Here is an 11,473-nt window from a genome sequence, read left to right as displayed (position 1 = left end):
GATCAATTCCCAACGAACCGCTAAATTACCAACCAACCTATCCATTGCAACAGGTTGATTAACATTGTCTTTTGGTTACAAAAACACAATTTATGGTATTTAAGCCTTTTTGTGTTTACCATGGAATCAAGATTAAACACATACTCTGAGCGTCATGGACACAACGACAATTACAAAGCTCCAACAAAATTTGTTATTCAAGGTCATAGCGAGGCTAAAAGCCGACAACGCGAAAGCGGGAAGCAGCCTAAATGAATCATCTTTGGCGCAGCAATTCGAAGTATCAAGAAGCCCTATTCGAGCGGTGCTAAAACACTTGTCAGCGCAAGGCATCACTAAAGTCGTCCCTTATAAAGGGTCTGTATTACAAACCGATGCGGCAGATATCGAAATTTCAGGCCAAGACAACGACCAACAACCTCGCCAAGAACAATTATACCTGCGCGTACTCATGGATTTATTTTTTAGTGAGTTAGGTCAGTCGTTTTCCGAGAAAGACCTGCAACAACGTTATGATGCCAACCGTGGTGAGATGCAAAGCGTACTGCGCCTGTTAGAAAGCGATGGTATTTTTCGTCGCAGTCCAGGATACAAATGGCAGCTTGATGGTGTGTTGAACACCCTAGAAAGACACACCGAAAGTTATCGCTGTCGACTCATTTTCGAGCCTGCTGGCCTACTCGAACCAACATGGACACTTGATAACAGTGCAATTGAAAGCTGCCGAGATCGCCATGCTCAAGCGATTAACGCCCCAGAATCAGTCAACGCCAGTCAACTCTTTAGCCTCAGTGCCGAGTTTCACGAGCAACTTGCCGCATGTTCAGGAAATCGCTTCTTATTGAGCACCATGCAACAACATAATCGCCTACGTAAAGCGACCGATCTCGTCTCGATGCACATTCAATCTTCGGTCACTAAATCGTGCCAGCGTCGCCTAGAGATCATCGAATTGGTGCTAGAAGGTGACAACCAAACGGCCTCGACAAAATTAGCTCAGCTACTGGAAAATGACATTCGAGTCATGAAACGCACCTACAACGACGTAATGACGGTCTCTATGGAGCAGCGAGAAAGCTTAATCAACAGCATCATGGCAAAAAACAGTTAACTACGTGAGCAGTCAAATCATGGCTGCCCTTATCGTGTCCTTCTACCATCGAAAATGTCATTCTGACTTCACGAACACACGAGGACCTGTTTACCTTTCGTGGTTAAATTTTATTCAAAAGATCAACAAACCCTAATACCTGCACTTTCACACCTTCTGAATTATACGCATCACACCCGCTTAAACACTTGCGGAACAAGGCACTGGCTCTGTTCCGCCCGAGTGACTAACCCCCTCGGCAAACAAGTGTTTCCAAATCTATAAAATAAAATTGCATTTTCATATTGTATTTTCGCAACAAAAACACAATAATAATGATTCTTATTTAGAATTGATAAACTTAACGATAATACTTCGTACTTTAACTATTGAAGTAGTAACCGCTTAGGTGGCGTGAATGCGAACGTATACAAGCTTGAAAGATATCGAGATGAGTATGTTTGGGGCCATAAGTAAGTGACCACTGTTAACCTCTTTTCTAATTTAGGAGGCTTCATTTATTACTAACCAGTAAAGATGAACGCTTGTTTACTTATAAAAAACAAAGTCATCGCACAAATATGAGTCTTTGTGCAGCCTTTTATTGATCAAGATTGAGAACAAAATGAAAACCGAAAAAGGAAGTTTCAAGCTTTCCACCGTTACGCTAGCGATTGTCGCAGCAAGCACAGTGTTTACAGCCCAAGCACAAGAATACACAACCGAAGAAAACATGGTGGTTGTCGCTAGCCGAACACCAAAAGCGATCAGCGATATTCCGGGAACAGTTTGGTACATCGACGCAGATAAAATCGAACAGGAATACCGTGGTGGTAAATCATTAGGTGAAATTCTATCGGCGAGCATTCCCTCTTTAGATGTAAGCAGCGGCGCTCGTACTAACTATGGTCAGAATCTACGTGGCCGTAAGATGCTCGTTATGATCGATGGCGTATCACTGCAATCCTCTCGCCAAATCAGCCGCCACTTAGATTCAATCGACCCATTTAACATTGATCGCATCGAAGTGTTATCGGGTGCAACATCTATCTACGGTGCCGGTGCTTCTGGTGGTGTCATCAACATCATCACCAAAAAAGCACAAGGTGAAGAGTTAGAATTCGAATCTTATGTCGGTGGCTCATCGGGCTTTAATTCAGGTGAAGATTTCGATTACAAAGTCGGTCAATCTATCTCTGGCGGTAACGACAAAGTTCAAGCTCGCTCTTCTGTGGTTTACACCGAGACACAAGGTGTATTCGATGCAGATGGCGATATTGTTACTCCTGACATTTCACAAGGCTCACTGCAGTTCAACAAGACGGTAGATTTCCTGACAACTGTCGGCGTGAACCTGTCTGAGACCAAAAAGCTCAACTTCCTAGCACAATATTACGATAGCCAGCAAAACTCTCCTTACGGTCTATACATCACCGGGCGCGATTTTGTTGACGTACGTAAAGGGTTTTACTCGGATCGCGAACACGGAACTGAGCGCATCATGCTGAGTGCCTCTTACGTCGATGATCAATTCCTTGGGCATCAGTTTATTGCTGAAGCTTCATACCGTAAAGAAGACCAAACTTACACGCCTTACTTCCAATCTTCTGGTCAACAAATTACCGATGTTATTTCATTAAAAACAGCACTGGCTAAGAGCTTCAATAAGTTCAATATTGTTTATGGTATCGATGCGTATCAAGATCAGCTTGATAGCAATCAAGCGCTTTACGATCGCACCATTGCGAACAATTCAGGCAACCTAGTCAACAAGACCTATGCACAAGTGGGTCGCTATGCAGGTGTTAAAGTCAGCTCTATCGCAGGCTTTATACAATCTGACTATGCGATCACCGATGATTGGACGGTGGAAGGTGGATTCCGCTACCAATACATCTCTAACAAGATTGATGATTTTGTCGGCTACAGCCAGCAGAAGAAAATTGCTGCTGGTAAAGGCAAAACAGCAGACGCAGTACCAGGTGGTGAAACTGATTACGGTGTTGGCTTATTTAACCTAGGTACGATCTACCACCTTAATAACGAGTCTCAAGTTTGGGCAAACTTCTCGCAAGGTTTCGACCTTGCAGACCCAGCTAAATACTACGGACAAGGCAGCTACAAGCTCGTTGGTGATCACTGGAAACTCAACGACAGCATCAACGTTAATGACTCAAAAATGTCTGGTATCAAAACCAACAGTTTCGAGTTAGGTTACCGCCTTGATACTGGCGAGCTAAGCTTGCAAACCGCGGCTTATTACTCACAATCTGACAAATCAGTGAAGTACAACAGAAAGACATTGCTGATTGAAAACATCAATGACAAAAAGCGAGTGTACGGGCTAGAGGCGATGGCTTCTTACTGGGTACATGACAACATTCAACTGGGCGCTTCTGGTCACTACGTCACCTCTGAAGTGAAAGGTAACGACGGTTGGAAAGATGTATCTGCAGGAAGTGCAAGTACTTCTAAAGCAAGTGCTTGGGCAGGTTGGTATGACACAGACCTATCTGTAAAAGTACAAAGCCAAACTATGTTTGATTACGAAGACGACAAAAACAAACTTGATGGCTACACCGTGTTTGATCTAGTGAGTACCTATCAGCTTCCTGTCGGTAGTCTAGGTTTTGGTATTCAAAACTTACTGAACAAAGACTACACCACTGTTTGGGGTCAACGTGCTCAAATCCTTTACTCGTCTCATTACGACTCAGCAGCGTATGACTACAAAGGCCGCGGCCGTACTTACACTCTGAACTACCAAGTTAAGTACTAATTAATCGGTCTGCATAAGCTGAATTAGTCGCTTACTCTAAAGTGTGGGATAGCTAAAAGACAAAAAGGGTTGGCAAACATGCCAACCCTTTTCAATTGAGGGTTCATTCCGAACTCCCCTATGTTTAACTCTACTTATGCTTAAGCTGTCTTTTCTTTCAAGTTTGATTCTTGTTTATCATCAAGCGCAAAGTAGATCTTCGATACAATTACTTCAGCAATGAGAATCGTAAATACCACGGCGAAGAACGCCACTACACCATTCCAAGGGCCTGTAAAGCTCACCTTCTCGCCGAACAATAAGTTAATCGCTTCTAGCATCACGAACTTTGAACCCACCAAGATGATATAAGTAGTGATGGCGCGATAAACCTTAGGCGCGGTACCCGGTTTACTTTTGAAGTGCTCAGCAATCTTGTGCTCTAAGCCAATAGAGAGCTTCAACAATAACTGCAGTAATAACGCTGCTATCAAAGAAATAGTGAAAGACTCAATGTTGACGAAGTCCCAGTACTCATCGAAAAAGTTAAGTACCACTAAGTCCACCAGCACAGCTAACGTGTAACCTACAAATAGACGTTGTGGTGTGTTGAACCCGTAAACTTTGTCTGATTTAGTCATTCTGTCTCTCTCTAATTTGATAAGTCGCCTTGATTTGAAATACATCTTAGCGCTCGAAAAGGAGCAAAACTTACCATTTTGTGACACCACCAATAATCATTATTCAAATTAATGATTCGACAGAAATCCCCCTTCCTTCTCTTATAGCAATAGCAAAAACACACCCAATTCATCACCGTCACCAAATGGCCATTCTTCAAATGCTGCCCCCATATGATGACTCCATCAGCGACACACACTCATTTCCAAAAGGTGCAGACTATGAAAAAGCTAATCACTAACGTGAACGTATTTAACGGTGTTGATAACAACTTAATCGAGAGCGTATCAGTCCTCATCGAGGATAACTTGATCACCCAGATTGGATAAATTAACTTCCATTCTACGAGTTAGTTTCCGTTTTTCGAGTTAATTCCCACTCTATGAATTAATTTACATTCACGTATTACCCACCCAAATAACAACCACACAAGAAATGAAATGGAATAGCAACCTGTAAAAATTAAACATAAACAACCTCTAATTACTTCGTAAAAAACACAGAGTAAAGGGAATTATTTCAGCATGGGAAACTCTAACTAAATGTTAAATGATAATTTATCTGGAGGTGCTATTTTAATATAACCTTGTCAACCCCTCGCCCTTAAATTGCACATAAGACAATTTATAAAGTAAATACTATTAATCATTTTTTGTAATCAGGAATTAACAATGAGACTGTTGTTGTACTCGACATGTGGTGTTCTGAGTTTTCTAGGCATATTTGGACTAGCTGCGTTGTATATTGTTTATTAATTTGTAATCTACTTTTACAATTAATATTTAAATGATAGAAAGCCCTAATCAATAGGGCTTTTTATCCATCAAAGATAATACTTAAGTTATCGTAAATTTATTCTATTTACTTTTCTCTTCTAGCTTAGCCTTTACTATTGGATATAGTTTTTCGTATGGCAAGTAGCCGGGGAGCAATGTTCCATCAATTAGCATCGCTGGTGTACCCCGAACACCTAGCCTCGTAAATAAGTTATAGTTTTCAGCAACTTCAATCGCTATTTCACTGTCTGAAGAAACATAATCGGTGGCTTTGTTCTTCTTCGCTACTTTCATTATCGAACGAACGTTGTGAATACCAGGCTTACTGATCAACATCTCTTCAACTGCTTTGTATTTTTCTTTGTCATTGTTCCAGACATTGAGTCCAAAAGTTGCTGAGTTCAATGGCGAATCTCTCTCCTTTAGAGGGATATAAATATTTATCACCTTGATGTCATTAGGGAACTCATCCGCTATTTTTCGAAGAACAGGGTCTAATTTTTTACACCACGGGCAACTAAAATCAGTCATATTTACGATCGTCAGTTTTGGATGTTCGGAACCATACCAAGGGTGATGTGGGTTGTTATAAATAAAGTCATGACTCTCAACTAACGTTTTATCAAAGCTACTTTGTTGATCTATGTAAGCAGCTAGACTGTCGTGAACTGAATCGATAATACCTTCGTTCGTTTCTAGCATTTGCGTTATCTCGGCAATTTTTTCTTGTTTTGTCATTGCGAAAGTGACGGGTGAGAAAGCCAGAGTAACCAATAGTGTGATGATGCTTTTTGTAATGAATTTCATATTTTTCCCATTAATACTTAGCTAACCAAAGTCGGGCTGCGATACCTATTGGCGTAGTAATTCCTGAAGTAACACTTGTTACTTTTCCATCATTAATAACAATGAGTGTTGGCGTTAAGGAGATTCCCCAATCGCGTGCAATTTTACCTTGAGTGTCATTAATGTTGTCGTAGCTATACCCTTTAGCATTCATATAGCGTTGAACTCTTTCATCTTTACCCGAAGTCAGTGATACACCAACGACGGGATAGCTCGATGAAAACCAATCAACCACTGGCGTCACAAATTTGCAGGCGACGCACCATGTCGTCCAAAAATAAACTAATACCGGCTCTTTCTTACTCATCTCTATTACATCTATCGGTTTACCGGATAACGACATCCCAACCATTGGCGGAACGTTCTGCATTGGAACGTCTTTTGTACGCCAATAATCAACACCAAAGACCACGACCAATGCGAACAAGGTATACAGTAATGCCGATCTCAACTTCTGCTTTTTGGACTGAGGTTTTGCCTTAGCTTTTTTTCTCATCATTCGTCACCACCTTTTGCTTTCTCAATGGCTTCCATCACCGCATCACTGGTTAAGATGACAGGAAGCTCAATACCTTCCGGAGCGTTAGGGCCATAAACCATGTTGAACGGAACACCGAAACGGTTGTGATCTTGTAGGTATGACGTGACACTATCACTTGGGACTGTCCAATCGCCCTCCATCGGCACTACATCACCTTCAGTCAATACGCTGTAAACAGGATCTTGTAAGAGAACCCCGATCTTGTTTGCTTTACAAGTCACGCACCAATCAGCGGTAACATCAACGAAAACTACTTTGTCGTTAGCAACATGATCATCAATGGCTACGGTCGACAAAGCTTCCCACTCAGGTTCTGGTGGCAGAATTTTGGATGTTGCCTTCTCGACAAATAACGAGGCAGAGATAACACTCAACAGCAGCAAGGCAACAGCACCCGCAGTCTTGATTCCATGCACTTGAACCAACCTGACAAGCAATAGGCAAACACTGACCGCCAGTATTGCGTATAGCCACAATTGAGGGACATGAGGTCGAAGCAAGCTAAAGAGCCAAACGCTAGTGATTAGCATCATTCCGCCGAACAGGTATTTAACACGGTTCATCCATGCTCCTGGTTTAGGCAGCGCCAAAGCTATCGATGGAAATGCAGCAACGATGATCCATGGAAGTGCCATACCAACGGCAAGTGCGGTGAAAATACCAAACATCGTCGGGATAGTCGTGGCAAGAGCAAATGCAACGGCTGTCCCAAGAAATGGAGCAGAACATGGCGTAGCCAATAGCGTTGCGAACATGCCTTGTGTAAAGTGTCCGACGTAACTACTGTCTCCCTTGGTTGCCATCCACGTATTGGTATTCGATGAAAGACGGATCTCGAAAAGCCCTAACATGTTGGCGCTGAAAAGGGCTGTGACGATAAACATCCCACCGATAAACCAACCGTTTTGGAACTGAATTCCCCAACCGATAACGCTGCCTGATATTTTTAACACAGCCAAGAAAGTGGCGATTAACCAGAAGGATGCGAGGATGCCACTCGCAGATGCAAGGAATTGGAACCTAACCTGTTTTCTTGCCATGCCTTGAGCAGAAATAACCCCACTCAGTTTCATTCCAAGTACAGGGAATACACAGGGCATGATATTGAGAATCAACCCACCTAATAGCGCCAAAAGCACCATACTTATCATAGAGCTATTACCCACTATGCCGTTGGTAACAGTGGCTGGGTATTCTGTAATGAAGTCTTTGTCTTTGATGCTGACACGAATGTGTTGGTTGTTGAGATCGGGTGTGCCCATCCAGCTGCTTACGTCATAAGTCGCAATGGCTTGGTTACCTTCAATTTCAATGTGAGGAATACCAAATTCAGCATCTTGCATTTCATCTGAATCACCATCCACGATTATATCGGGTGCAGTCCAACCAATTTTATGTGTAGCAATAACTTGAAGTTGCGACTTGTGAGCATCCCAAATCGTAGATGTACCCTCTACAAGCGGTGAGTCTTTCGGCACTTCGCTCATTGCTTTTGCGTAGACAAGCATCGCGTCGTTATTCACGGTCATCTCACTTGGGTTAAACACCAAGTTGATGTCAAAATCCGTGAGAATACATATGGTGGTGCATGAAGACATCGTCAGCACTGCATGGAGCTCAACAGGTTTGTTCATATCATCGATATGAAGATTCATCGGAAAGATGATGTTGTGCTTGTAGCCTAGCGTATCTATGCCGAGCAAGTTGAAGCGTTGAGGAAACTTCCAAAACCATTGCAGTTGCGAAACGTTCTTAGAGTCAGCCCATTTAATTTTGGGCGCAATGCCTCCTTCGCCAGGACTTCTCCAGTAAGTTTTCCATTCATCAGAAAGGTTCACTTCCAGATAACCCGCCGCGGTTTTATCTTCTTTATTAATTTGTCCTGTCATGACAAAACGCGTTTCTACATACGGATGTAACTTGTCTTGCATCCAACCCGTTGTAACAGGAGTCATCGATTCGCTCGCACTTGCGTTCACAGTGAATGTTGAACACAACGCAACGAATAGCCAAAGCACAACAAAGCGCAATGACATTTTGCTTTTAGGCATGTCTAATTTTTCCTTAAAAAATGAATAATATGAGTGTTAGTTAAACGCTCTTATTTTCATTCTTTAAAGACACAGATCTTGAGATGGATGCGCCTACCTTTGTGGAGGATTGGCTCAGTGAAGGGAGAGAAATACGGGACAGTACTTAGCAGCCACAATACGACGACAACGAGTATGAAGTACGTGAATATAGCTTGATCATTGACTTGGTGGTGATCAAAATTTATCAGGTGTTCTGATAACTCACATTTTTGGACGGATTGGCCGTCTTGGGATTGAGATGCCCCATCAATAAAAACGCCACCATCGCTAATCTTGTTTGCCTGCACGGCAGTAGAAATAGCAGAATCACTGTTGTCATAATTTACTTTGCAGCTTTGGATAAAACTCATATTACTGGCGAGACAGAAACAGATAACCCAACCCACTAATAATAGTGCGCTACGAGTTAGCTGATGTGTGTTTCGACTTGAGATCATATCTAAACTGCAGATGTCTTGTGATGGTAAACGTAGCAATACGACTTAACTCAAATAATAAAGTTCAATTTTTTCGTATGGCCGATAATTTTCATGAATCAAAGCGATTGAGAATCGTAAAAATCATATACCAACAATCAGGGTCGGAAAGACAATCAGTATCGAAAAGACAATCGACATCAGCCATACCGCGGTCGAGCAGCGTGAACTAAGTAAACTCGGACCAAGACAATACATGCTCAAGAACAACGTATGACCTAACTCTCTGTTTTCTTGCTAGTATTAAACTCATGCTGTTTGTTTATGTATAAAAATTATTGATTGAATAACGAAGCTTGTTGATATGGGGATGAAATTAGAATGAGGCGATTACTTACTGCAATATTTTTCAGTTCAGCATTGTTACTCAGTTCAGTGCTATCAGGGTGCAGTAATTTTAGAAATCTATCGAATGAGATAGACGCAATTGATGCCTATACCGACCAGTACCAAATCATTTTGACCGAACCAGCGTCGGGCTCAGCCGTCGTTATTCAACAGATAAAAGATATCAATAAAAGCGAAGTTGATGGCTACGACGGCATAATAGATAGCGACAGTATTCAATTGCAGCTATCTAGAAAAATACACTACCTACTTGTCTTTGATGATAAAAACCAAGATTTAACCCTACAAGCTGACGAACCATTCAGTGTCGTTAATCTACACGATCACCAAGACAATTCTACAGTAAGAATTTCACTCGCCATTGACGAAAACAAAGCGCCCAGAGCCTTTGTTAATCACTCACTGTCCTCTTTACTGAAAGTGGAATTGGATCTTGTCGATATAGGCACTGTTGTGAGTTTAACGGATCCGCCCTTTAAGCGAGAAAACGCTAAGCTCGGCATGTGGCAGCCAGTAACATTCTTTTTTGAAGGGAATGCTGGACTCTACTTTTTGTCGGAATACGACCCAACTAAAATCCCTATCCTATTTGTACATGGTATCAACGCAACCGCTTTAGATTTTGCTCCATTAATCGAAAAAATCGATCAATCTAAATACCAAATATGGGTATTCAACTACCCTTCTGGCTTATCTCTGGTTTTAAGTTCGAAAGGCTTAAATAACCTGCTGCATACCATAGTGACGGAATACAAGATCCAACAATTACACGTGGTGGCACACAGCATGGGTGGGCTTATCGTGACAAACAGTGTTCGTCAGTGCCAAATCGGGCAGTTGTGCAATTTTGTCAGTAGCATCACCACCATATCTTCCCCGTTTGGGGGTGTGGCATCCGCCAAGCAAGGAGTTGAATACTCCCCTATCGTGATGCCAGCCTGGGTAGATTTAAATCCAGACGGAAAATTTATCGCCGAGTTATTTGGTAGTAAAACTAAAAACCATACCCCGCACTTTTTAGCGTTTGGATACAATTCAGGGGAGTTATTTAATACCAACAGTAATGATGGCGTAATTGACCTATCAAGCCAGCTTTCGCGCCCAGCTCAATTAAACGCCGACCAAATTCTTGGTTACGATGAAAACCATTTAAGCATCTTAGACAACGACGACTTGTTTGAAGATCTTTCTAAGTTTTGGTTGAGAACCGAACAAGGCTATAATTCTAATGGAAATAATTTTTAAGATTAATTGACTATTGGTTGTCCACTATTGATATTGTTTATTTAGACACCACTACCACAGTAAATACTAACTCCTGTAGGAATGCAGACAGCACCGTTGGTTGCACAGCCAGATATATAAAGACAAAGAGCAGTTATTATTAGTTTTCTCATACAGAATAAAATCCTTTAGGTAGAAACATTGTGTGTTTTGGACAACAGAAAATGCATTTCTACTCAAATAAAAAGAAATTTATATTTATACACTTCATATAAACAACCAAACTCTACTTTTTACCATATTTATACAATGCGGGTATTAGTATTTTGCCAACGAAAACACTGGTGAATTTAGTCCTTAAGTCCAAGTTAATTAGCTTATCAAAAAAAGGGGGGGTCTCTACCAACCCCTTTCCCAAACTCTCTTTCTGCTTACAAGCTCTCAATTGCCTTTTGAACCGCAGGGCCAATCTGGCGCTTACGAGAAGTGACGCCCTCCAAAGTCAGCATGTCGCTTGTTGGTTCAGCATTGAAAGCCGATTTTTTAATCTCCTTAATTCACCTAAGTTCACTTATTTTTAGTCCTAATCATCCTCATCCTATATGTAGATTTTCGACGGGGAAATATAGACATAGCGAAT

General features: G+C 41.7%; 8 protein-coding genes and 1 pseudogene. 3 read left to right on the top strand and 6 right to left on the bottom strand.

The window, feature by feature from the left end; genetic code table 11:
- Nucleotides 1-154 precede the first annotated feature (154 nt).
- Nucleotides 155-1,111 carry a GntR family transcriptional regulator gene (locus ACED25_RS07690; protein ID WP_371695020.1) on the top strand — a complete coding sequence of 319 codons (957 nt, stop codon included), beginning with the start codon at nt 155-157 and terminating at the stop codon, nt 1,109-1,111.
- Nucleotides 1,112-1,715: 604 nt separating this feature from the next.
- The gene (locus ACED25_RS07685; protein ID WP_102249532.1) at nt 1,716-3,869 is read left to right on the top strand and encodes a TonB-dependent receptor; all 2,154 of its coding nucleotides are present in this window, start codon (nt 1,716-1,718) and stop codon (nt 3,867-3,869) included.
- A 140-nt stretch (nt 3,870-4,009) separates the two neighbouring features.
- Here the strand turns inward: ACED25_RS07685 and ACED25_RS07680 are convergent, their stop codons facing one another.
- The 5 genes from ACED25_RS07680 to ACED25_RS07660 all read right to left on the bottom strand — a co-directional run bounded on the left by ACED25_RS07680 (nt 4,010) and on the right by ACED25_RS07660 (nt 9,222).
- Complete coding sequence (locus tag ACED25_RS07680) at nt 4,010-4,489, bottom strand: hypothetical protein (protein ID WP_012604442.1); 480 nt, start codon at nt 4,487-4,489, stop codon at nt 4,010-4,012.
- Nucleotides 4,490-5,386: 897 nt separating this feature from the next.
- Nucleotides 5,387-6,112: a DsbA family protein gene (locus ACED25_RS07675; RefSeq protein WP_009847198.1), complete on the bottom strand. Its 726-nt coding sequence runs from the start codon at nt 6,110-6,112 to the stop codon at nt 5,387-5,389.
- A gap of 10 nt (nt 6,113-6,122) precedes the next feature.
- Nucleotides 6,123-6,650, bottom strand: a complete 528-nt coding sequence (locus ACED25_RS07670) for a protein disulfide oxidoreductase (protein WP_009847199.1) — start codon at nt 6,648-6,650, stop codon at nt 6,123-6,125.
- Nucleotides 6,647-8,743 (bottom strand): protein-disulfide reductase DsbD, encoded by a 2,097-nt coding sequence (locus tag ACED25_RS07665; protein ID WP_009847200.1) that lies wholly within the window; start codon nt 8,741-8,743, stop codon nt 6,647-6,649. Before ACED25_RS07665 ends, ACED25_RS07670 begins: the two co-directional genes overlap by 4 nt.
- Before the next feature lie 56 nt (nt 8,744-8,799).
- Nucleotides 8,800-9,222: a hypothetical protein gene (locus tag ACED25_RS07660; protein WP_371695019.1), complete on the bottom strand. Its 423-nt coding sequence runs from the start codon at nt 9,220-9,222 to the stop codon at nt 8,800-8,802.
- 360 nt (nt 9,223-9,582) lie between these two features.
- Here ACED25_RS07660 and ACED25_RS07655 point away from each other — a divergent pair, with 360 nt between their 5' ends.
- Nucleotides 9,583-10,854, top strand: a complete 1,272-nt coding sequence (locus tag ACED25_RS07655; protein ID WP_371695018.1) for a lipase family alpha/beta hydrolase — start codon at nt 9,583-9,585, stop codon at nt 10,852-10,854.
- 410 nt (nt 10,855-11,264) lie between these two features.
- Here ACED25_RS07655 and ACED25_RS07650 read toward each other — a convergent pair.
- Nucleotides 11,265-11,384: pseudogene (locus ACED25_RS07650) on the bottom strand (manganese-dependent inorganic pyrophosphatase); the annotation flags it as partial.
- Between the last annotated feature and the right edge of the window lie 89 nt (nt 11,385-11,473).

Origin of the sequence: Vibrio sp. 1F263 (genome assembly GCF_041439035.1) — a bacterium.
Lineage (GTDB): Bacteria > Pseudomonadota > Gammaproteobacteria > Enterobacterales > Vibrionaceae > Vibrio > Vibrio tasmaniensis_A.
This window is presented reverse-complemented; position numbering and strand designations above follow the sequence as displayed.

What these genes read in the sequence shown, in the direction of transcription:
- ACED25_RS07680 (WP_012604442.1), bottom strand. Translation starts at nt 4,489, where the DNA reads ATGACTAAATCAGACAAAGTTTACGGGTTCAACACACCACAACGTCTA.
- ACED25_RS07660 (WP_371695019.1), bottom strand. Translation starts at nt 9,222, where the DNA reads ATGATCTCAAGTCGAAACACACATCAGCTAACTCGTAGCGCACTATTA.
- ACED25_RS07690 (WP_371695020.1), top strand. Translation starts at nt 155, where the DNA reads ATGGACACAACGACAATTACAAAGCTCCAACAAAATTTGTTATTCAAG.
- ACED25_RS07655 (WP_371695018.1), top strand. Translation starts at nt 9,583, where the DNA reads ATGAGGCGATTACTTACTGCAATATTTTTCAGTTCAGCATTGTTACTC.
- ACED25_RS07670 (WP_009847199.1), bottom strand. Translation starts at nt 6,650, where the DNA reads ATGATGAGAAAAAAAGCTAAGGCAAAACCTCAGTCCAAAAAGCAGAAG.
- ACED25_RS07685 (WP_102249532.1), top strand. Translation starts at nt 1,716, where the DNA reads ATGAAAACCGAAAAAGGAAGTTTCAAGCTTTCCACCGTTACGCTAGCG.
- ACED25_RS07665 (WP_009847200.1), bottom strand. Translation starts at nt 8,743, where the DNA reads ATGCCTAAAAGCAAAATGTCATTGCGCTTTGTTGTGCTTTGGCTATTC.
- ACED25_RS07675 (WP_009847198.1), bottom strand. Translation starts at nt 6,112, where the DNA reads ATGAAATTCATTACAAAAAGCATCATCACACTATTGGTTACTCTGGCT.